11 protein-coding genes and 5 pseudogenes are annotated in these 23,113 nt (G+C 41.5%); 5 read left to right on the top strand and 11 right to left on the bottom strand.

Going from position 1 to position 23,113, the window contains the following annotated elements; translation table 11 throughout:
- Positions 1–167: 167 nt before the first annotated feature.
- The 3 genes and pseudogenes from ANSO36C_RS18925 to ANSO36C_RS18915 form a co-directional block, all read right to left on the bottom strand.
- On the bottom strand, positions 168–1,367 hold the full coding sequence (locus tag ANSO36C_RS18925) for a response regulator (protein WP_251955788.1): 1,200 nt from the start codon (positions 1,365–1,367) through the stop codon (positions 168–170).
- Positions 1,368–2,371: 1,004 nt separating this feature from the next.
- Positions 2,372–3,299, bottom strand: a pseudogene (gene murQ / locus ANSO36C_RS18920) (N-acetylmuramic acid 6-phosphate etherase).
- An 88-nt stretch (positions 3,300–3,387) separates the two neighbouring features.
- Positions 3,388–3,815: pseudogene (locus ANSO36C_RS18915) on the bottom strand (DUF3110 domain-containing protein).
- A 265-nt stretch (positions 3,816–4,080) separates the two neighbouring features.
- Here ANSO36C_RS18915 and ANSO36C_RS18910 point away from each other — a divergent pair.
- Complete coding sequence (locus tag ANSO36C_RS18910) at positions 4,081–10,047, top strand: translocation/assembly module TamB domain-containing protein (RefSeq protein WP_251955787.1); 5,967 nt, start codon at positions 4,081–4,083, stop codon at positions 10,045–10,047.
- A 164-nt stretch (positions 10,048–10,211) separates the two neighbouring features.
- Here the strand turns inward: ANSO36C_RS18910 and ANSO36C_RS18905 are convergent, their stop codons facing one another.
- From ANSO36C_RS18905 to ANSO36C_RS18880, 6 genes are all read right to left on the bottom strand, one after another.
- A complete protein-coding gene (locus ANSO36C_RS18905) occupies positions 10,212–11,141 on the bottom strand; it encodes a carbohydrate ABC transporter permease (protein ID WP_251955786.1) in 930 nt (309 codons plus the stop codon).
- 381 nt (positions 11,142–11,522) lie between these two features.
- Complete coding sequence (gene eboE / locus ANSO36C_RS18900) at positions 11,523–12,269, bottom strand: metabolite traffic protein EboE (RefSeq protein ID WP_251955785.1); 747 nt, start codon at positions 12,267–12,269, stop codon at positions 11,523–11,525.
- Positions 12,270–12,279: 10 nt separating this feature from the next.
- Positions 12,280–12,747 (bottom strand): hypothetical protein, encoded by a 468-nt coding sequence (locus ANSO36C_RS18895; protein ID WP_251955784.1) that lies wholly within the window; start codon positions 12,745–12,747, stop codon positions 12,280–12,282.
- 124 nt (positions 12,748–12,871) lie between these two features.
- Positions 12,872–13,804, bottom strand: coding sequence for a UbiA-like protein EboC (gene eboC / locus ANSO36C_RS18890; protein WP_410174618.1), 933 nt, complete (start codon positions 13,802–13,804; stop codon positions 12,872–12,874).
- A gap of 151 nt (positions 13,805–13,955) precedes the next feature.
- Positions 13,956–14,864, bottom strand: a complete 909-nt coding sequence (locus ANSO36C_RS18885; protein WP_251955783.1) for a TatD family hydrolase — start codon at positions 14,862–14,864, stop codon at positions 13,956–13,958.
- 135 nt (positions 14,865–14,999) lie between these two features.
- Positions 15,000–15,881 carry an EboA family metabolite traffic protein gene (locus tag ANSO36C_RS18880; RefSeq protein WP_251955782.1) on the bottom strand — a complete coding sequence of 294 codons (882 nt, stop codon included), beginning with the start codon at positions 15,879–15,881 and terminating at the stop codon, positions 15,000–15,002.
- A 471-nt stretch (positions 15,882–16,352) separates the two neighbouring features.
- Here ANSO36C_RS18880 and ANSO36C_RS18875 point away from each other — a divergent pair.
- A pseudogene (locus tag ANSO36C_RS18875) lies at positions 16,353–17,556 on the top strand (3-dehydroquinate synthase).
- 32 nt (positions 17,557–17,588) lie between these two features.
- Positions 17,589–18,536 (top strand): annotated as a pseudogene (locus ANSO36C_RS18870) (RNA-guided endonuclease InsQ/TnpB family protein); the annotation flags it as partial.
- Between the two features lie 35 nt (positions 18,537–18,571).
- On the opposite strand, the gene ANSO36C_RS18865 reads toward ANSO36C_RS18870, so the two are convergent.
- Complete coding sequence (locus ANSO36C_RS18865; protein WP_251955781.1) at positions 18,572–19,270, bottom strand: YdcF family protein; 699 nt, start codon at positions 19,268–19,270, stop codon at positions 18,572–18,574.
- Positions 19,271–19,578: 308 nt separating this feature from the next.
- Between ANSO36C_RS18865 and ctpB the strand changes: the two are divergent.
- Positions 19,579–20,920, top strand: a pseudogene (gene ctpB / locus ANSO36C_RS18860) (carboxyl-terminal processing protease CtpB).
- A 606-nt stretch (positions 20,921–21,526) separates the two neighbouring features.
- Positions 21,527–22,495 (top strand): glycosyltransferase family 2 protein, encoded by a 969-nt coding sequence (locus ANSO36C_RS18855; RefSeq protein ID WP_251955780.1) that lies wholly within the window; start codon positions 21,527–21,529, stop codon positions 22,493–22,495.
- Between the two features lie 142 nt (positions 22,496–22,637).
- Here the strand turns inward: ANSO36C_RS18855 and tnpA are convergent, their stop codons facing one another.
- Positions 22,638–23,051 carry an IS200/IS605 family transposase gene (tnpA, locus tag ANSO36C_RS18850; protein ID WP_251955779.1) on the bottom strand — a complete coding sequence of 138 codons (414 nt, stop codon included), beginning with the start codon at positions 23,049–23,051 and terminating at the stop codon, positions 22,638–22,640.
- Between the last annotated feature and the right edge of the window lie 62 nt (positions 23,052–23,113).

Below are 23,113 nucleotides of genomic sequence, written 5' to 3'. Positions count from 1 at the left end.
TTTTAAAATTCCAAATTAATTGACAAAGCCAATGACTTTAGGCATGGAGTGAATATAAAATTTAAAATCCAAAATTGTTATACCCCAATAATTTAATTTTTACTGAGGTAGGAAATTCTATAAATTTTGGGGAAGAATTCAGAATCAAAAATTGCCTCTAATTCTCCTTAATTACAAACCTCTAAATTAGATTTATTCTTCTCAGTGGATACAGTCGATGTCGGTAAATACTTACGTATTATACTCATTACCTTATCAGCCACTACAGGTTTAGTAAGAAAATCTGTAGAACCAACTACTTTGGCACGAACTCTATCTAAAAGACCATCACTGCCTGTTAATATAATTATTGGTGTGTTGGAAAAGGTAGATATCCGTCGCAACTGAGTACAAATTTCGTAACCACTGGCAACTGGCATAATCAAATCCAAAAAAATCAGGTCTGGTTTATCCTGAATTAGAGTTGGTAGAGCTTGTACAGCATCTTGAATTTTGACAAACCTAAATCCATTAGCAGTGATAATATCCTCTAGCATTTTACATACCTGAGGGCTATCGTCGACACAAGCCACTAGTGGAGCAATCCGCTTCTTTGCTTGTGTGGTGTTATTATTGTTGACTTCAGTAACTCCTAAAGGCAAGTCAGGTACTTCTACCAATTCAATGATTCCTTTAAGGATATAAGGAAGCAACGAACGAGTTAGTGGCAGTACATTCTGCTTCATTTTCATGGCTAAATCTCGCAGAGTCAATTTGCCATTGATTAAATTCACAAAGTTTTTGTAAACAGATGGACTTACCATCTGTTCAAGTTGCTCTGGTCGCCGGAGAACTGGTGCCAAGTCAGGAGAAAAATTTGCTAACCCAGCTTCTGACCAAATTTTCCATGAGTCTTGCATGTGCTTTACAGACATTTCTGCACTCGTGAAGCTCATTGGGGTTTCTAAAATAACTTCTTGACTACGATTACAACTTATAGAAGCAAAGTTTCCTTGTAAAGCTAGGTCAAATAATAGTTCTGCTATTGTATTTTCTGCAATAGATTGAATTTGTTCTCTCTGGATTTTCTGTTTTTTATAAAATATTTCTATTAGCTTATAGTCCCAGTAATCGATTGATAGGTCTTGCAAACGTAATTGCAACTTATCAACATCGATTTGAGGACAATTTTGAGCTATATGTCTACGCCAGCGCCGGAAGGGATGAGTCCCCCCTGTTGCCCAAACTATCCGTCCCAGCCGATAGTAAAAAGTCCATTGACTCCCCTTTGAACTCTTAATATTTAATTTGCCATTGTATTGCAACTGAGTACAAGTTTTAAATTCATTCATTAGGTTATTTGAAACTACCAGTTCCGAGGGGTTCATATTTTATTCCTTTCATTAAAAAGCTAGGCATTAAAAACCGACACTAGTAAAGCACGGCACAAATCCAGCTAACATCTCAATTAATTAGACAAGTTTATTGAACAGAATTCAGGAGTCATGAGTCAGAATTCAGAATGAATTTTGTGCGACTGGCGGATAGCGCAGCGTTAGCGAGTACTCGAGCGTCTTAATAACCGGCGTTTTTGCACCCCCACTAAATTGAAAATTTAGTAGTCTTCAATCAGTCGCGGGTATGAATCCCCGACTGATTAATTCTGACTCCTGAATTCTGACTTCTGAATTCTTCTTCAATAAGTCTCTTGTTAAAGGTAAATAACACTTTCATCACAGGGTCTAGCTATATAATCATAAGTGCAAGTACGTTTGGTATATAGCAATGTAAATCAATATTATTAAAAGCAAGGTAAATGGAAAATAGCAAAAATGTTGCTAGTAAATAAATTATCTAGCATAGAGTTTTTATTGGCAGACTTTACTTTTCTGCTAATATTTATGACTCAAGTGGCTTGCTATAGTCCACATCATGATGTAATGAGTATTGATATATCATCTTAAGAATTTTCATACAGAATTATATCCGTGTAAGTTCTGAATTTTTATTTAAAAAAGATTAGAAGTCTTTAGGGGGTTGGGTTTTAGTTACTGAAGTTGACAATAAATGTTAAAAATATTTATTTAAGTTTACTATTTTTAACTATGTTAGTTAATGCCAGCTTTTCTAGAAAATATTTTTTTGAAAAACAGGTGTGCTACTAAGACAAGTAGCAGTCATATTATATGGTTGACATTTCCAGAATTAAAGTGACGCGCATCTAAATTTGATAATTTAGCGCCTGAACCCGTTTGCTGCCTTAAATTACTTTGTAAAAATAGCTGACGAACAGCTTAAATATGCTTTATCCAAAAACCTTGTAGAGACGTAGCACTGCGACATCTCTACATTCTTTTTGACTATATATCTAGTATTTATCTAGAAAATTCTTTCAAGCTTGCTTATGGTTTTGATAGCTGACAACAGCTGCCCTAAGATTGCTTTGGTGTTCTGAAAGAAGCCGATCGCCTTCCTCTTTTTCCAAACCAGTCCAGTGCATTAATAATGCTAACTTCACCCATTTACCACTGCGTTCTAATAAAAAACCAGCAGCTTCCCGATTTAAACCTGTGAGGTCTTGCAAAATTCGCAAAGCGCGATCGCGTAACTTTTGATTTGTTACTGCTACATCCACCATCCGATTACCATAAACTTTGCCTAGCTGCACCATCACCCCAGTCGAAAGGATATTTAAAGCTAATTTAGTGGCTGTACCAGCTTTCAGGCGAGTTGATCCGGCGATTATTTCTGGCCCTGTCAAAAGCCGAATGTCAATATCGGCATCAAAGCTAACTTGTTCTGCGGGAACACAGGCGATAAAAAATAGTCTTGGCTCCTCGCTGACGAGCAGCATACAGCGCACCGTGGACATAAGGGGTTGTGCCACCAGCTGTAATGCCAACCACTACATCTAGTTGGGTAATTTGACGCCCTGCGATCGCAGCCTCACCATCTTCGATGCTGTCTTCTAAATCCTCCGAACTGCGTACCAGCGCACCCGCACCGCCAGCAATAATCCCCTGTACCAACTCTGGGGGTGTACAAAAAGTAGGTGGACACTCAGCAGCATCTAATACCCCTAACCGACCACTTGTCCCTGCACCGATATAAAATAGGCGTCCTCCGTGGCGCAAACGCTCTGCGGTGCTATCAATTGCTTGTGCCAACTGAATTTTCGCTGCTGCAACTGCTGCAACAGCCTTTTGGTCTTCGTCATTAAACAACTCCACCAGTTCCAGAGGACTGAGCTGGTCTAAGTTTAGACTGTTAGGATTTACCAGTTCGGTTAAAAGATGCCCACGTTCCTGCAAGTTTGTCATTTGTTTTTTGTCCTTTGTCCTTTATCCGTTGTCATTAGTCAGTTAGCGACCAATGACCAGTGACCAAGGACTAATGACTAATGACTAATTACAACAATCCTTCCAATTTGCGACGCATCTTCTCTAGTTCAGAATCAGACAATTCTGGTTCTTCTAGTGGCTGTTGATTGAGAGGGAAGGTGTCTTCAACAGTATCCACCTTCTGGGCATCTGCTTGCCAGTCGGTTTCTTCTACGTTCAGTTCTGGGGAGTGACAACTAAATTGCTGTTTTCGGGAATAATTTCCCACTCATAGCCAGCACTTTCGCAAAATTCTTTGATTTCTTCAGCATCGATCGGTTCTGGTGTCGGTGCAGGGAAATCCTGAGCTTCTAACATCAGGGCAAAGCGCGTGGCATCATCTTCTGACTCGAACATCAGAATTTTATTGCGATCGCCTTCCCGAATGGTATGAATTCCCTCATTTTCCGTTCGAGCATTAAAAATTAACACAAAGACACGCATTGGTGTAATCATCTGTCTTTTTTAAGGTCTATCCATATTAAAGTTCTACGTTGTGCCTGTGCGAAAGTCACAGGAACTATTTTCACTCTATTCAGATCAGATTTACCTGAAAACGCCAATATTATGAAGCATAAGTATTGGATTAAGCAAATACCGTAACTTAACCAATGAGGTCTTGCGTTTAGTTGGCGTATCCTGGAAATAGCATACTGAATCAGCGTGCCAGTTAATGCTTGTGTGTGCCAACGACATCTGGCAATTAATACTGTAAAAGCAAATGACTAAATCTCCCAATCAAGATATTCTCTCCCCGTGCCCTATCCGCAAGCGTCTGTGGTTGCTGGTGTTGAGTCGGGGTAGCATTGCTTTGGGCGGACTTTTGCTGTTAGGAGTTATTGTCGGTATCTATCGGTTGTGGGCTTTTGTCCAAACAGAGTTAACACCCTTAGCACAACAAAGTCTCACTACTACACTCAACCGTCCGGTAAAACTGGGGAAAGTCACACAATTTTCGTTGACGGGAGTGCAGTTTGGGGCTTCAGCTATCCCAGCTACACCCACAGATCCAGATCGAGCCACAGTTGAAGTTGTAGAGGTGGGTTTTAACCCCTTACAACTAATTTTTAACCGCCAGCTAAAGCTAGATGTTACCTTAGTCAACCCAGATATTTATATTGAACAGGATAACCAAGGGCGCTGGGTTTCCACTAATATAGCGCCGTCGCGTGAAGGTGGCGCTATTAAAACCGATTTGGACAAATTACGGTTTCGTAATGTCAAGCTGGCTTTGATGCCGCAAAAGAGGCCAGGAGGAGATGAGGAAGCAGGGAGCAGGGGAGAAGAGTTTTCCCCTCTGCCCCCGTCACCCCGCCCCTCTGCCTCTTCTCCCTTATCTCCTGTGGGATTTTCTCAAATCAACGGTTCTGCCCAACTTTTAGCAAATAATCAGTTGATCAGGTTTGATGTGGGGGGTCAAGCAGACAGTGGTGGCAATATTTCTATTCAGGGAGAGACGCGTTCCAGGGTGCTAGCAGGCAACTTTCAAGTGCGATCGCAAGACTTGCTGGTTGAGGATATTAGTCGGTTAATTAAGTTACCAGTGAACTTAGAGGCGGGTCGAGCCAATGGCGACTTGTTAGTTAGGTTAACACCAGGACAACAGACTTTATTGTATGGCAGCGCTGCTGTGCAAGGCGTAACAGTTCAAATACCCAAAGTCCCGCAACTGTTGACCGATAGCCAAGGAAATCTCCGCTTCCAGGGAACGGAGTTGCAGTTGGATAATGTTACTACCAACTACGGCAAAATTCCGGTAGTGGCTACGGGAATCATTGACACTCAAGCAGGCTTTAAGTTGGCAGGGCGGGTAAATGCGGTGAGTTTGGCGAATGCCCAAGAGACTCTCAAGGTAAAACTACCTGTACCGATCGCTGGACAAGTACAAGCTGATTTGCAGATTACCGGATCAACTAAAGAGCCAATTATCTCAGGCACAGTTACCACTATTCAAACTGCTCGGATTGACAAAGTTGATTTTAATAGCATCAGTAGTAAGTTTGAGCTTGCGACTAGTTCCTCTTTAATTACCCTGAAAGATATTCAAGGTAAAGCCAAAGTTGGTGGTGATATCACGGGCGCTGGTACAATTCAACTCGGTAAAAACCCTCAACTAGATATAAATTTTGCAGCCAAGAATGTTCCAGGGGATGCGATCGCAAAAGTTTATGAAATAGCACCCACTTTCCAAATCGGCAATGTCTCAGGTACTGCCGAATTAACAGGCCCTCCTACCAATGTCCAAACTGCGGTACAATTTCAGGCTCCTAACGGAACTTACCCCGGAACTGGTGAAGTTGCGATCGCTCCAAATCGCAACGTCTCTTTCCGCAATGTGGCTCTGAATGTGAGTGGTGGTACAGTCCGGGCAACTGGTAGTTACGCCAATGAGCGTTGGCAAGCTGTGGCTGTTGCCTCTGGGGTGAAGTTGGAACCCTTTGTAGACAAAAGTCAACTGCAAAATCTCTCTTTGGCGGAAGCACAGTTTAATGGTCGTCTTATTCTTTCAGGCAGCACAGCACCATTTAAAATTGCCACGATTCGCAGCGATGGTGGAGGAGTTCAAATCGGTGGCGGCACAGTTGCAGTTTCTAATATCCAACTGCAAGACCAAAGCTTCTCGGCTCAACTTGTAGCTAATGGTGTGCGGTTGGGGCAGATATTGAAACAGTCTCCCCCAGCTTTGAATAATCCTTTAGCGGGTACGTTCCAAGTCGCAGGTAACAGAGATAATTTCAGCCTGAAAACCCTCCGTGGCAGTGGCGAGGGTCGCCTTGCAATTGGCGGTGGTACGGTTACAGCCTCTAATATTCAAGTGGCGAATGGTGTATATCAGGCGCAAGTTCAGGCTAAGAATGTGCCTGTACGGCAGTTAGCAACAGTACCAAAGCAGTTCCAGGGAGCGTTAACTGGTCAGTTCAACGTAGCGGGTTCTGTTGATTCTTTTAAGCTGCAAACTATTCAAGCCAACGGTCAAGCGCTGGTAAATGTTGCGCGTGGGACTATTACAGCCTCTAATATCCAACTTGCCAATGGTGTGTATCAGGCGCAAGTTCAAGCAAATAATGTTCCTGTGCGGCAGCTGGTAGCAGTACCACCGCAGTTCCAGGGAGCGTTAACTGGTCAAGCAAACGTGGCGGGTTCTGTGAAGTCCTTCCAACCGCAAACTATCCAAGCCAGTGGTCAAGGACGGGTGGATGTTGCAGGTGGAACTATTACAGCCTCCAATATTAAAGTAGGTAATGGTTTATACCAAGTACAAGTTCAAGCAAATAATCTACCGTTGCAGCAGTTAGCAGCAGTACCACCGCAGTTCCGAGGGACGTTAACTGGTCAAGCAAACGTCGCGGGTTCTGTTGAGTCCTTTCAACCGCAAACTATCCAAGCCAGTGGTCAAGGAAGGCTGGATGTTGCAGATGGAACGATCGCAGCCTCTAATATCCAATTGGCTAATGGTCGCTATCAAGCTGTAGTTAATGCTTCTGGTGTGGAATTAAATCGGTTAAATCAGCAATTGCGGGGTCAGTTTGGCGGTCAATTGCAATTAGCTGGCACACTAGGATCATCCAAATTAGCTGATGTACGTGCTGCTGGACAGGTGCAATTATCGCAAGGTATCCCTGGTTTTGAGCAACCTCTGACGGCTGCGATCGCTTGGAGTGGTGAAAGGCTTACCATTGAGCGAGCAACTGCTCCCGGTTTAAGTGTGACTGGTAACATATTAGCCAATGCCAAGAAGCCAGGTATACCGGAAATTACTGCCCTAAATCTCAACGTCCAGGCGCAGAATTACAACTTAAAACAGTTACCGATCAATTTTCCTAATCAGGTTGCTGTGGCGGGGAGAGTAGATTTTAACGGTCAAATCACTGGTAAACTGCCCTTGCCAAATGTAGTAGGGCAAATTAATTTACGAGACTTAGTTGTTCAAGATATTGCTTTTGAACCGTTGTTAACTGGAAACATCGATTCAGCACAGGGACGCGGTTTAAATTTGAACTTGGCGGGAAATAGCGTAGACGCGAAGCGGCTTCTCGACAGAGATCGCTTGGCCTTTAATTTAGATGCCAATAATCGTCCGAAATCCTTCTTAGTCAAATGGCAGCAAGCATCAGCCACAGGTAATGTTCAAGGGAATGATTGGGCGCTCAAAGTTGCCAATTTCCCTTTACAAATATTGAATTTGACTCCGCCACCAGTTACTCGACTCGGTAGTGGTAAGATAACTGGCTTGTTAACTGGGGATTTGCTATTTAATCAGCAGACATTGGCAACTACGGGAAATTTAGCGATCGCTAATCCGCAAATTGGTCGGGTTAAAGGCGATCGAATAGCTGCTCAATTCCGCTACGGTAATGGTAAAGGCACACTCACCAACAGCGAATTTGTCAAAGGAAAAAGTAGCTACGCCCTTGTCGGTACTTTTGCCCAAAGCCCTAAAGGCCCTCAACTGCAAGGTAAACTGAACGTCAATCAGGGAGAGATCCAAGATGTTCTTGCGGTAGCACAGGTATTTGATTTACAAAATTTGCCAGGTGGTTCAGCAGAAATCTATGGCACAGCAGCAGATTTAACCACCACCTCCCAAGGAGCGCCAAATCAACCTTTATTAACCCAAATCCAACGGTTTTCTGAAATTGAAGCTTTGGTAGAAAAACAGGAAGAACAGCGACTTAATTCCACCCCCATACCAGATTTGGCAGACTTAAAGGGGACTTTCAACGGGGAAGTGGCTGTAAATACAGCTACAGCCAATGGATTATCAGTGGATTTTAATTTGAATGGACAAAACTTTGCCTGGGGTAAAAAGGAAGAACGAAATCGTTATTATACTGCTGATAAAGTGATTGCCGAAGGCAACTTTGAAAACGGTATTTTGAGTTTGCGACCTTTACGAATTGAGTCTCAAAACAGGCTCATTGCCTTTACAGGTAACGTTGGCGGTGAGGAACAATCTGGCCAGCTGCGGGTGAATAATTTTCCGGTACAACTACTGAATAATGTTGTCAAACTACCAGTCGGAATCAGAGGTAATCTTAACGGTACAGCAGCAATAGCCGGCAGTATTGCTAATCCCCAATCTAGAGGGGAATTGCAAATTACAGAAGGAATACTAAATCAGAACAAAATAGAGTCAGCGATCGCAAGTTTCAGCTATGCCAACGGGCGCTTAAACTTTAATAGTACTGTAGCAGTTGCTGGGCCAAAACCTGTTGATATTACTGGCAGCATCCCTTATAAATTGCCTTTTGCAACCGTTGCACCAGACAGCGATCAAATCACTTTAGATGTAAAGTTAGAAAACGAGGGATTGGCGCTATTAAACGCATTGACTAATCAAATAGTATTTGAGAAAGGTGAAGGAGAAGTAGACCTCAAGGTGCGCGGAACATTGCAAAAACCCGAAGTAAATGGAATTGCTACTGTCAATAATGCTACTTTTTCAGCCCAGACTTTGCCAGGTAAACTGAGACGTGTCACAGGTAGAGTGCTGTTTAATTTTGACAGCATCTTAGTAGAAAATCTTCAAGGTAGATTTAGCCGTGGAAAAGTAGAAGCTGCTGGAGAAATTCCCATCTTTAACAATGAGAACGTAACTATCAACAATCCCCTGACTGTTGATCTCGATCAGCTAACGTTGAATCTCAAGGGACTTTACCAGGGTGGTGCTAGCGGCAATTTGCAGATTACTGGTTCTGCCCTTAACCCGGTAATTGGCGGTAAAGTAAATTTATTTGATGGTCAAGTATTGCTGGCAGAATCTACCGACACCGCTTCATCTGCAAATAGTAGCATTGGCGTATCACCCACAAATGGCAATAAGCAGAGCAAATCTGAAATTGGGAATGGGACGAGAAATGCAAACGCCAGATTTAATAATCTAGATTTGGAATTAGGCAAAAACGTCCAAATTACCCGTGCCCCTATTCTCAACTTCCGCGCCACTGGTAATCTCATAGTTAACGGCTTAATAAATCAGCCCATACCCGATGGCACTATCCAGTTAGAACAAGGAGGAGTAAATTTATTTACTACCCAATTTAACCTTGCTCGTGGCTATAAACACACCGCAACTTTTAGTCCTTCTCAACCTCGTGACCCCAACTTAGATATTCGGCTATTTGCCAAAGTATTGGATGTAACTCAAAGTAATGACTTCAGCCGGATAAATACCACAGGATTATCAGCCTTAGAGAGTGTTCGAGTCGAAGCCACCATCAACGGCCTTGCCAGCAAACTGAATGAAAATCTAGAACTAACAAGTAGTCCGTCACGTAGTCAAACCGAAATTGTTGCTCTTTTAGGAGGTGGATTTGTAGACACCCAAGGACGCGCTGACAGTACTTTGGGTCTGATTAACATTGCAGGATCGGCTGTGTTTAACAATTTTCAGTCAGCTTTTAACCAGATTGGCAGTACCTTTGGCTTAAGTGAACTGCGAATATTTCCCACGGTTATTTCTGAGAATCCCGAAGCTGGAAGAAGCAATTCAACTTTAGAATTAGCAGCAGAGGCTGGGGTTGATATTTCTTCTAAAATATCCGTTTCCAGCATCAAAATTTTGACAACAAATGACCCCTTTCAATGGGGTGTTAATTACCGAATCAACGACGAATTTCGTGTCCGTGCTTCTACTAACTTAGCCGATGACAGTCGTGCAGTAGTGGAGTATCAAACGCGATTTTAGAAGCAAAATAACTGAGGTATGCTGAAAGTACGAAGGCACAGTCCAAACTAGGTATCGCCTTTTGATTATCCAAAATTTATTTACTGTCTGTTCCCTTTTTTACTTGCTTTTCAATAGAAGGAATGATTTTTCTACCTACATTTAATTATTTAAATTGGGTAATATTAAATTGTAATATTATCATCTCCCTGCGAATTAATAACTAATCGCAAAATTGACAAGCCTAAAATTATCAAAAACAGCACTAGCCCAATCGTGCAAGCATAGCTAATTTCCAAGTTGGTGAAGGCTTGCTCATATAAATAATATACAATCGTTTTCGAGCTACTAAGTGGGCCTCCTTGGGTCATAATGTATACTTCTTCAAATACTTTGGTGGCAGAAATAGCCGATATTACCGCCACTAGTGCTAAATATGGCTTCATCAAAGGTATAGTAATATCCCAATGTTTGCTGATACCATCAGAGCCATCAATGGCTGCGGCTTCGTACACATCAGCAGGAATTGATTGTAGCCCTGCTAAATAAATCACCATGTAGTAGCCTAGTCCCTTCCACACGGTGACAGCCATGACGCTGGCAAGAGAAATTGGTATAATGCCAAAAATTTTTGTTGGGCTAGTTAGCCAAGGAATACCTTCTGGAAAAATACCTAAAGCTTTAAATAATTGATTAAGTAATCCGTTTTCTGCATACAGCCATTTCCAAGCTATTCCCGCAACCACCATTGAAATTACCACTGGAGTGTAGTAAGCTGCCCTAAACCAATTCATCCCCCGCAGTTTCTGATTTACCAAAATTGCCAACATTAGGGGAGCAATTACTAAAATTGGTACTACACCCACAAGATATAAAAAAGTGTTTTCTAAGGTTTTCCAAAAAATTGCATCCTTCCAAAGCTTGAGGAAGTTGGCAAAACCTATCCATTGTGGCGGCTGGGCAATATCTTCATAGCTAGTAAAACTGAGGTAAAATGCTTGCAGCGCAGGCCAAAAGACTGTTAACCCCAAAAGAACTAAAGCAGGTAGTAAAAATAAATAAGGGGTCAGCCGGTGTTTGATAAATATCCAATTTTTAGGTGTTAATTGATTCATTGGGGTCTTTTATTTGTGTGAAGTATTCCTGAAACTTAGTGGTAATGTCTTTGCTATCTATGCTGGGTGTACAAGGTGCTTTGGTTTTGCTTTTCTTGTTCTCAAATCCTCTTGGCATTACTTTGAACTCGCACCTAGATGTATTAAATCTTACCCTACCTCGGATAGACCACTTTTTTCCTACAACGACTGCTTATCTAACAAGTCCCTTTGTCAATAGCTTTTGAGACGCGCTAGCCCTGCCGGTTCTAATTACTTCTGTCATTTTCTGTGGTTCGTAAAAAAACTGACTTTAGCAAAGAGTTTTAACCTTAACTGAACCGTATTGCACCATAACGCATCTCTACAGATTTAAACTCAAAAATCCAATTCAAATCTTAATTACGAATTACGAATTATTTTTAATACCCATTCATACTCACGCTGAATAGAAGTAAGTAAATCTATTTTCATTTCTGATGGCAATACATCCCAAGTGTAAGTTTCAATTTCTAAATGTGAGCAAGCATTGTTTGTCTGAAGTAAATGCAAAACAGTAACAATGTCATCTTGGGTTGATTGTAAAATTTGATAATCATGAATAAAAATTGGCACATGGAAGTGAGTACGCCATTCTTCAGCTAAAGATTGCTCTAAATGTGGTAACGCAGTTATTAAGTCAGGATAGTGATGAAGTGTACCATCAGTACGACGTTCTATTACTTGGTGAAGATAAGTAGATTCAGCAAATGGACGTAACCGCTCAACTATCAAACTACGCTTCTCAATATCCACAGGAATTTTTACTTTAATTGCGGCACTAATTTGAATCTTACCAATCTTAATTCCTGCCGATTGCAAACGCGCAAATACAGATTGTGGTTCCTCATATTCAACTGAGAAATGACAGGTGTCATAACAAATTCGAACGTGTTCTAGTAATTTAGTTTCTGCTAAACTATGCTCAATATTTAATTTTTTTGATAAGTAGTTACCGCCAATTGGCAACAACCAATTTTGATAAAAGTCAATTACTTCGGAGGTATTTTCAATTAAACCATCAGGCTCAGGTTCTAAATCAATATGTAATATCCTTCCTGTTTCTTCGTAGATACGAATCATTTCTACAACAACTGATACTATGTTCAAACAACTATTTTTAATAACTGCCTCGAAAGCTGTTTGGTCTTTTTTCCACCAAGGTTTTATAAGATAATGGTAGTGTAGAAATTCCGCCGTCAAGTCCTTCTGGTAAAAGAGTAGCTAAAATTTGTGCCAAGTTTAATGTATAGTTTACCCGTTCTTGTGTAGACCAATCTGGTGCATAAACTTGGTCTTTTACCACCTGTCGATGGAATCCACCATAAGGAAATCCATTTAAGGTAAAAACGTATAAATTCTCTTGAGTCAGCCACGCTTGGAATTGAGCCAAGTTATTATTTTGTAACAGTTCTTTGGCAGCTGCATCTGCTAATCTTAAACCAATACCAAAAGGTGCTGTTGGCGATAAACGTGATTTGAGATTGAGAACATATTTTTCTAAATTGGTGAAAACCTCTGGCCAGCTTTCACCAGGATGAATATTGCTACAATAAGTTAAGTGATTATTGCTTTTTGTAATTTTCATTTTATAGCTTTACCCTTTGGCTTATAGGATTTCAGAAATACCTACTAAATACTCATTGTTATGGGCGCACATCTATGCGCCCATACAACCGATTCATGGTATTACTGGGTGTGTGCATTCAAATTTAAGTAACAGCAAATATTTTTGCTAACTTAATCGAAAACGGTAGCAAAATTAGAACTAACAAACCGTAAGATGAACCAGCAAAACCAGAGGCAATGGTTGCATCTAACACAATTAGAGATAAAACGCCTATTTTTACGGCATTTCGGATATTTTCGGCGACTGGTTCACGCGCCGATTTGATGAAATTAGGCAAGACTCTGATAGCTAATACAACAGCAAATGGTAGTGCTGCGATCGCTGTATAATCTTCTAATAGTCCTAAAGCTAAAACAGCCGTTAAAACTATTGCAATTAGCAGTAGTGCTAATACTCCCGTAATCTTCTTACCTCCGTGAACTTCACCTTGGCTAATTGCGGTAATAGCAGCAATGTAAAGAACAGGAATCAGTGCTAAATACCAACGTTCTCCGATTATTGTGGGTACAGCACTCACGCCTAATAATAAGTTACTGCCACGACACAAACCCATATTTAAAGGGCCGAAAAAAGGATGATGTTTAGCGAGTGAGTCATATAATAGGGATGAAAGAGTGATAAATATAGCGATCGCACCACTCACCAATGATACTTGAAAAGCAGCTATAATCCCGAACGCAAACAGTATACTTCCTAATAAAGCAGCATTTTGAATAGACACGCGACCACTAGGAATTGCTCTATTTGGTCGTTCTTTGGCATCTAATTCCGCATCAAAAACATCGTTAAAAACTATACCGCCGCCGTATAAACCAGTTGTAGCCAATAATAACCAAGCTAATGGAATTAGTATGACAAAACTTGCTTCTTCATTGATTAATTTGGTAAAAATAATCCCAGAGCCAGAAGCAGCAAAACCAACAAGAATATCCGCCCAAGCAGTAACAATATTAGCAGGACGCATCAATTCTAGATAACCCCGCCAGCTTTGAAAATTTAAGCTTGCAACATTCACTTAATCTGCCTCGCTATCTAGTAATTTATCAAAATAAACCGCATATTAAAATGAATCAGATATTTATGCAATTTTTCTTCCTCACACCCGTTCGGCTACCCTCACAGCAAGATCAGTACAGACGCGATTAATCGCGTCTCTCGCCAATTTTCTATTCAATCAACACATAATCTGAAACTGATTTGATTCCTGGTTCTTGTCCGCGCAACACAGAATTGCCATTAAACAACTGACGCTGATCAACAGATTGGGGATTGAGCCAATCTGATGCTTGCATCTGCCCAGTTTGACTGTAAGCAGCTAGGGCATTTTCATAACAAACTGCTCGGATATGTTCTTCAGGAATGCCCCTATCTAACATCAATTGAGCCGTTTTTGGTACTGCCAAAGGATCGCTAATACCCCAATCAGCGCTACTATCTACGATGATGCGATCGCTTCCATATTTGCGGACAACTTCTACCATCCTGGCGTTACCCATTTTCGTTTGTGGGTAAATTGTAAAAGCTGCCCAAAAACCGCGTCCTAATACTTCTTCAACGGTTTCTTCGTTGTTATGATCAATAACTACTTGTGAGGGATCTAAGCCATATTCAATACAGCGATCCATACTCCGGCTAGCACCCGTCTTTTTATTGCGGTGGGGAGTATGAATTAGTACTAACATATCGAGTTCTTTGGCTAATTCTAACTGTTGACAAAAGTACTTATCTTCTGCTTCTGTCATATCGTCATAGCCAATTTCGCCAATGGCAACAACTCCTTCTTTACAGGCATAAAGTGGTAGGAGTTCCATCACTTCAGTTGCTAGTGCCTCATTATTAGCTTCTTTCGGATTTAGGCCGATTGTGCAGTAGTGTTGGATGCCAAACTGACTAGCACGAAACCGTTCCCAGCCTACAAGACTACTGAAGTAGTCTTTAAATGAGCCAGCATTGGTTCGGGGTTGTCCTAACCAAAAGGCTGGTTCAATGACGGCGACAATACCATATTCCCGCATTACTAAGTAATCGTAAGTAGTACGCGAACACATGTGAATGTGAGGATCTATAAACATCATGGTTTTAATGATTGGGCATTGGGATTAGGGGAAAGGTGACAGGTGACAGGTGATAGGGGAAAGGTGACAGGTGACAGGTGATAAGAAATAATTTGTACCCTGTAACCTGTAACCTATTCCCTTCTTCACTCCTTTTCATTTGTAAACTGAAAAGCGTTCGCGGCTAAAACTGCTCCAAGTCAGATTACCTTGTTGAATGGATGACTGTAAATCTGGGTAACGGGATAGTAATTCTTGCGCTTGAGGTAAAGGTGACTCGGCACAAGCTAACGCTGCTGCTTTTTGCTCGTCTATATCCCCATCAGCCAGTACCTTTTCCAAATCTGTGATGATTGTGCCATCGGCAAACCGCCCTACAGGTCGCCAAAGTTCTGGCGTAACTGAACGTTTCGCTGCCCAGCGTTCATGGGCATAGTCTGCCAACATCCTCGCCAATTCTGGGTTAGCACGTTGATCTAAACCCCAAATTAGATGCAATGGACTGCCGACAAACACAGCCTTCAGCACCATCTGATTCCAAGCAGCATTATCTAAATAATTCGCTGGGTAAGGATTACGTAATGCTATTGCTTGGAATACATTACTCATATTGCTGCGAATTCCCTCAGCAGTACGATGACGATGTAACTCTGGATGTGGTAGTAACGGCAAACTTTGATAAAGGGCAACTAACTCCCCCATATCGGCAGTGGAGAAGACTTGATCGAGCGATCGCACATAACCCTCAGTATCATCGTGGGGCAAAGCTAAAAGCAAGAGTGTGCGACCTGCTTGATCGACACTCCAATGACCAGGATACCAGCCAGGAATCACATCCTGTGCTGCTTCCAAGTCCTGAAATGTCAGCTGTAAATCCTCTTTACCTAGATAACGCGGTACAGCACTAAAAGCTGTAAAAAACACTCGTTCAGGAGCGCCGCTAGCAATCTGTGTCTGCTTCTGTTCCAGCCAAGCAAAAGCTTTGTCTGAAACAGACTTTAACAGCCAGTGATGCAGTAACTTGTTTACTTTACTCATGATAAATTCAGGAGAAGTTGCCCAACTTCTTTGTGACAACCAAGTATAAAATCTACCACTAAACTTGATACTTTGGGTTTGAAGCAGTTAAATAATATACTACTTAGATCCTAACTTCACTGAATCTATAGAAATCTCCTGACTTTCAATAAGATATTGTAAAGATACCATTTTGGTTAGGTAAATTCTACAATTATCTTACGGAAAAAATTTAGAATCTTTATATAATAATATCCATTAACAACCTTAAGATATAAAGGTTAAGCATCAATAAAAGTGGTAAATCAATGTTGCTTTTAACTTGATCTAATAGGTGAAGACACGTCAAATTTATGATTGCTTTAATAGCTATATTTGACTAGTAAATCATTTTAATATTGAAATGATAAATGGTTCTATTATATTTATTTTGCTGTAAATTGTAATTGCAGCAATCTATCTATTTACACTTACTTAAATAACAATAATCAAATGGCTATTCAACAAAAAACCGCTCTTAATCTGCAACCAATTAACCAATGTGTCCGCGTAACCTTCAATTATGATGTTCACTTTACTAAAGGTCTATTTCAGTTAGATAATCCATTACTTGCACAAATGATTGCCGCAGATGGAGAAACAACACCAAAGCAAGTGCTAGTAGTGGTAGATGAAGGATTTTTACAGTATCAGGATGGGTTGCTAAAAAAATTATCAGCCTATGCCCAGCGTTATGAAGATATACTAACATTTAGCGGTGAGCCAATAGTAGTTCCGGGTGGAGAAGCAGTCAAGAACGATTCTAGATTTATAGAACAAATTCATCAGCAGATTAATATAGCTGGATTGTGCCGTCACTCCTACGTCTTAGCAATTGGAGGTGGAGCCGTCTTAGATATGGCAGGATACGCAGCAACAACGGCTCACCGAGGAATTCGGCTACTACGAGTACCGACAACAGTATTAGGGCAAAATGATTCGGGTGTAGGGGTAAAGAACGGAATCAATGCCTTCGGAAAGAAAAACTTTTTGGGTACATTCATGCCACCTTATGCGGTCTTGAATGATTTTGATTTTCTTACTAGCCTTAATGATCGAGATTGGCGATCGGGTATTGCAGAAGCTGTGAAAGTAGCGCTGATTAAAGATGCAGATTTCTTCGATTTTATTATGACTAATGCCGATAAATTGGCTAATCGAGATATGGGCATAATGGAACGGCTAATCTATCGCTGTTCGCAGTTGCACTTAGAGCATATTGCTGGTAGCGGCGACCCTTTTGAAATGGGTTCATCGCGCCCATTTGGATTTTGGACACTGGGCTGCTCACAAACTAGAGCAATTAACTAATTACAGTTTACGTCACGGTGAAGCTGTAGCGATCGGCATTGCTTTAGATACCACCTATTCATATTTAACAGGGCAACTGTTGCAATCAGAATGGCAAAGGGTTTTAAGTACGCTTAACAAATTAGGCTTTAGCTTGTATGTATCGGCATTAACAGAACAATTAGATCAACTAGACCATCCGCATTGTATATTTCGGGGGCTTACCGAGTTCCGTGAACACTTGGGAGGAAAATTGACAATCACTCTTCTACAAGGAATCGGAGAGGGAATAGAAGTTAACCAAGTGGATTTGTCTTTGTATAAAGATGCTATTTTAATGCTGCAAGATTGGGAAGTTTTGCATTAATTCTCTTTTTCTATGCAAATATATTGCTTAATTTTCCAGGCTTAAAGGGATTTCCCCAGTTTCAAAAAGATTGCCGTTCGGTTGAATACAAAACATCAGGATGGAAGCTTGCAGATAATCGTAAATCAATAACTTTTACTGACAAGAAAGGTATTGGTCGTTTAAAACTCAAAGGCACTCGTGACTTGCACTTCTACCAAATTAACCAAATTAAACGGGTAAGATTGGTAAAACGTGCAGATGGTGTGTATGTTCAATTTTGTATTGATGCAGACCGTTCTGAGAATATAGAACCTACTGGTAAAACAGTAGGGTTAGATGTCGGTCTGAAGGAATACTACACCGACTCTGATGGAATGATGGTTGAAAACCCTAAGTTTCTTCGTATTGGTGAAAAAGTTCTCAAGCGTTCACAACGTAGGGTTTCGAGAAAAGTAAAAGGTTCAAACAATCTTAGCAAGGCAAGACAGATTTTAGGTAATCGCCACCTCAAAATAAGTAGGCAACGTAAAGACCATGCTGTGAAATTAGCACGGTGCGTAATTCAGTCTAACGACTTGATAGCCTATGTTAGCGAAGCGGGGCGCTCTTAGCGCACAGATTTGAGGATTAAAAACATGGTGAAAAATCATTGTCTTGCTAAGTCTATTAACGATGCTTCTTGGTATCAGTTCCGTGTATGGATTGAGTACTTCGGGAAAGTATTCAAGCGCGTAACAGTTGCGGTTAATCCGCAATACAGTAGCCAGGAATGCTCTAGCTGTGGTGAAATTGTCAAGAAAACCCTATCAACGAGAACACACGTTTGTAGTTGTGGATGCGTGATGGATAGGGATGAAAACGCAGCTAGAAATATCCTTAGTCGAGGATTGGGTACGGTAGGGCATACCGGAACCTTTGCACTTGATGCAAGCAACGCTTGGGGAGATGAAACCGCTACTCATTTTGGTGAAAGCCTGCATGAGCAAGTTATGTCTTAGATCCAAGAATCTCAGTGTCTTTAGACCTGAGAGTGTCAATTCCTCAACCCTCCTTGGTGTTCACAATGAAAACCTCGATTCTCCCAAGCTTGCACATCTACTTCAGTAAGCCTTGTCACATTTGAGCATTGCGGTTGAATAATTTGACTTAAAATCGCCCAAAATAAGCTGCGTGTTACATCTAATCCAGTTTTAGGCCAAGATTCCTGATTACCAGGAACACCCAATTCCTGAACAGTTTTTGGCTCAACCCAAATACCATGAGCGCCCAAAAGAATCCGTGCCATCCATAAGGCTCTGGGTAAATGACTGGGCGAGGTAATCAACATGACTTTATGCACTCCCCAACGTCGCAAAATTGGAATACCATAATAAAAATTTTCAAAGGTAGAATTCGCGCAGTTTTCTAACCAGACGTTTTGTAAACTTGCTAATTCCGCCTGAAAAATTAACCAAATACAGGGATCTGGGGAACCATGAGAAATTAAAATTGGGGTTTGTGGGTATTGTTTTGCTTGTTGGGCAACATGAATTTCTCGACGAATACTGCCACCAAGTACAAAGAAGCCATCTACTGGCTGCGAAGAAGCAAAAACTAAGGTTATAGTAGTAAAAATCAGCCAAACACCCAGGACAACGAACAATCCAACCGTTAGTTTTTGTAACGATTGCCACAAATTAAGAGAATTTTTTTTAATAGAAATTAATGATTTGATGGTAAATTTGCGTTTCATGACTTAGGTAATAAAAGCTGATTTAATGGCTGTATAACAGTGCTGCAATTGAGTGAACAAAGTGCTATCTTATAAAGGTAATCTAGAATGCAAACATGACGCTAATCAAAGTGTCATAAGAACAGTATAGCCTTCCGGAGAAGGCTAAAAAACTGAGAAATGGTTGTTAATAATGCAGCATTTTCGGCATCATTGAATGATAAAAATGATGAAGAGAGCATAACTTAGTTTGGGGTATAAAAACTTAAAATTTTCTGGAAAGCCTGATTGCTAAACTGTCAACAACACAATTATTCCAGCTAATATACATGAACCAATCTGCGAAACGTTACTCGCCGCTCCAAGTAGCCTTGATTGGTGGAGCGATCGCCACGACTGCTACTATGTCCGTATTCGGCTCTGCTTGGACTCGTGGTGTTTGGGCTACTCTAGCCCTACAAGACAGCCCAAAAACGATAGTTGACCAAGTATGGCAACTGGTGAATCATGAATATGTTGATGGCAAGTTTAATCAACAAGATTGGCAAGCAACCAGGCAAAGCCTCTTGAGCAAAAATTACTCTTCTCGGGAAGAAGCATACACTGCTATCCGCGAAGCTTTACAAAAGTTGGGAGATCCTTACACTCGGTTCATGGATCCCCAACAGTTTGAAGCTCTGACTAGCCAAACATCTGGGGAAGTCTCAGGCATTGGCATTCGGATGGAAGTGAACGAAAAAACTCAGCGCCTCACTGTTGTCGAAGCCATAGAAAATTCTCCGGCGCTGAAAGCTGGGATCAAAGCAGGCGACGAAATTTTGGCCATTGAACGCAAACCCACTCTCAAAATGAAAGTGGATGATGCTTCTAAGTTTAATCCGTGGCAAAGCGGGTACTCCCATCAAGCTAAGGCTGGGACGGGCAGGAAAAAATGCCTTTGATTTGAAGCTGACAAGGGCAACTATTGAAGTGCCAACGGTACGCTATACACTCAAGCAAGAAGGGAATCGTCGCGTTGGCTATATCCGTTTGCGAGAATTTAGCGCCCACGCCGCAGAACAAATGCAACGAGCCATCCGCGATTTGAATACTAAGAAAGTTGATTCTTATGTTTTGGATTTGCGGGGAAATCCTGGCGGGTTGTTGCAGGCGAGCATTGAAATTGCTCGGATGTGGTACAACGACGGCGGAATTGTCAAGACAGTAAACCGCGTGGGTGGCACAGAGGAAACTAAAGCCAATCGCACTGCTTTAACAAATCGTCCTTTGGCGGTTTTAGTCGATGGTAATTCAGCTAGTGCTAGCGAAATCCTCACAGGGGCACTTAAGGATAATAAGCGGGCGGTAGTCGTAGGTGGTCAAACCTTTGGTAAAGCTTTAGTCCAGTCGGTTCATGAACTCGCAGATGGTTCCGGCTTGGCTGTCACCATTGCCCATTACTACACCCCGGCGGGAACAGATATTAACCACAAAGGCATTGCCCCAGATATCAAGTTAGACTTGACAGAGGCACAAGAGCGGCAGTTGGCTTCTAATCCCGATTTAATCGGAACTAAGAGCGATCCACAATATGCGCGTGCGATCGCAATTCTATCAAATAACAACTTTGCCCAACCGCCAGCAAATCAGCCCACTCGACCGATGAGCCGCGCCGATAAACTAAAATTTTAGATTGATGCGAATGATTTGTTGCCAGGTGTTTATAAATGGTAGGTTGAAAACCCCGGAGAAAAAGCAATGTAGTTGCGTATTTCGTGTAAACCGGCGTGGAAACCTTAGCTTTTGGGCTTTAGCCCTCAATGTAATGTGGTATAGTTAGTGTAGTGGAAGGGTAATTAACCACTTAAAAAACCCTATTGCTACCTAACACGTAGACGCTGAACCTTCTCCCAAGGGGAGACGCTAACGCGAAGACAATTGAAGATATAGGGTTCTATTCCACAGTTCTAGTTCCTTCCCAGGAATAGGTCAAATCTTCATGGGAGCTAGACGACCAGTACTAAACTTCAAACAAACTTTGTAGTAATACAACTACGGTAGGGCATACCGAAAGTTAAAGCTTGGGGAGAGAACCACCTCTGGCTTAGATACTGCAAGGGGTCTAAGTTAAGTGGACTTGTTGAACCAAGAATCCCCTCGGCTAAAGCCAAGGGGAGTGTCAAATAGTAGTATTCCCAAATCCAGATTTTTGGAGTTATGAAAACTGCTCGATATACCCTTCTAGGATTTTGGATTGGGAATAATAGCTAGTAATCCCATTTCCAAAATCTCAGATTTATGAATCATCAGCCAGTTGATGCAACCACCCCCGCCAGCTTTTTACCAATGGTGTCGGTGGTTGTTCCTATTTATAACGGTGAGACAGATTTACCAGAGTTAATTAATTGTCTGTTGTCTCAAACTTATCCAAAAGATCGGGTAGAGTACTTGTTGGTGGACAATAATAGTAGCGATCGCACTCTCACTATCCTCAAAACATCTGCTGAAAATTGCCCAATTGCAATTCACCCTTTGAGCGAAACCCAAATTCAAAGCTCTTACGCTGCTCGTAATACTGGGATTCGCGCCGCTACTGGTGAAATTATTGTTTTTACCGATGCAGATTGTCGCCCACAACCGCAATGGTTAGATGCATTAATTAAACCTTTTGTCAACAAAGAAGTGGTAATTATCGCTGGGGAAATTTTGGCACTACCAGGCACAACTCTGCTAGAACAGCACGCAGATCGTCAAGAAACTTTGTCGCAAAAGCATACCCTTAACCATTCCTTTCGTCCCTATGGTCAAACGGCTAATTTGGCGATTCGACGCATTGCCTTAGAAAAAGTGGGTTTATTTCGTCCCTATCTTACCACTGGTGGCGATGCCGATATTTGCTGGCGGATTTTGGGGGAAAACATTGGGCGGTTGGAATTTGCCCCGAATGCGATCGTTCAGCACCGTCACCGCACTACACTTCAAGAACTACAAAGTCAATGGCGGCGTTATGGACGCTCAAATCGCTATTTACATGAATTGCACAGTGTAGATTTAATGCGAGACATGACACCAAAAGAATACGGCTATCGTTTGGGACGTTGGTTATTGAAAGAGTTACCAAGAGACATTAAAAAGGCAATCGCGGGTCAAGCTACCCTTGTAGATTTATTAAATACTCCTATTGGATTATTTACAGCTAGGGCGCGTTCTGGTGGGCAAAGAGATGCGAAGTTGCCAGAGAATGCCAAGATAATTGAGCGACTGTAATACCAACAAACCAGAGGAGTGCCTGAGTATTGAATACGCGCTGTTTGTTCGTTAGTTCTTACCTATCGTACCTATGCTGAGAACCTCCGGCTTTTAGCCGGGGGATGAAAGCTAGCTGCCTGATTTATCAGGCATTTTAGTTTTAATTGCTTTTTTGATTCTCAATATATTTTCTTACAACCTCTGTACTCGCTGCACCAGTTGAAGCGACAAAATAGCTAGGACTCCAAAGAGAAGGGAGTCTTTTTAGATGTGGAAATTCAACCCTTAAATGATGAGATGCCCTCCCCTTAATCCACCTTGCTACCTCAGCAGGTGATTCATGTGTCGGGACATTTAGAAAACAATGGACATGATCAGGCATTATTTCTAAGGCGATTAGTTTCCATCCATGCTCAACTACTAATTCTAATATAATTTCTTGCAAACGCTGTGCGACTTCTTTTATTAACACAGCTTTTCGGCGTTTAGGTACAAAAACAAAATGGTAGTTCAGGGATGAGACTGAACCACTTGTGCGCCTGTATTCATGGTCTGATGGTGATAATTTAGCCATTAATTAATTGTTGTTGACTTTAGCTACAACAACAATTATAGTAAAAGATACAGGAGGATAAA

Source organism: Nostoc cf. commune SO-36 (assembly GCF_023734775.1).
Lineage (GTDB): Bacteria > Cyanobacteriota > Cyanobacteriia > Cyanobacteriales > Nostocaceae > Nostoc > Nostoc commune_A.
This window is presented reverse-complemented; position numbering and strand designations above follow the sequence as displayed.

Excerpts from the sequence above, each read along its gene's own strand:
- ANSO36C_RS18880 (WP_251955782.1), bottom strand. The coding sequence starts at position 15,881 with ATGAGTAAAGTAAACAAGTTACTGCATCACTGGCTGTTAAAGTCTGTT.
- ANSO36C_RS18895 (WP_251955784.1), bottom strand. The coding sequence starts at position 12,747 with ATGAAAATTACAAAAAGCAATAATCACTTAACTTATTGTAGCAATATT.
- ANSO36C_RS18865 (WP_251955781.1), bottom strand. The coding sequence starts at position 19,270 with ATGAAACGCAAATTTACCATCAAATCATTAATTTCTATTAAAAAAAAT.
- ANSO36C_RS18855 (WP_251955780.1), top strand. The coding sequence starts at position 21,527 with ATGAATCATCAGCCAGTTGATGCAACCACCCCCGCCAGCTTTTTACCA.
- ANSO36C_RS18885 (WP_251955783.1), bottom strand. The coding sequence starts at position 14,864 with ATGATGTTTATAGATCCTCACATTCACATGTGTTCGCGTACTACTTAC.
- tnpA (WP_251955779.1), bottom strand. The coding sequence starts at position 23,051 with ATGGCTAAATTATCACCATCAGACCATGAATACAGGCGCACAAGTGGT.
- ANSO36C_RS18905 (WP_251955786.1), bottom strand. The coding sequence starts at position 11,141 with ATGAATCAATTAACACCTAAAAATTGGATATTTATCAAACACCGGCTG.
- ANSO36C_RS18925 (WP_251955788.1), bottom strand. The coding sequence starts at position 1,367 with ATGAACCCCTCGGAACTGGTAGTTTCAAATAACCTAATGAATGAATTT.
- ANSO36C_RS18910 (WP_251955787.1), top strand. The coding sequence starts at position 4,081 with ATGACTAAATCTCCCAATCAAGATATTCTCTCCCCGTGCCCTATCCGC.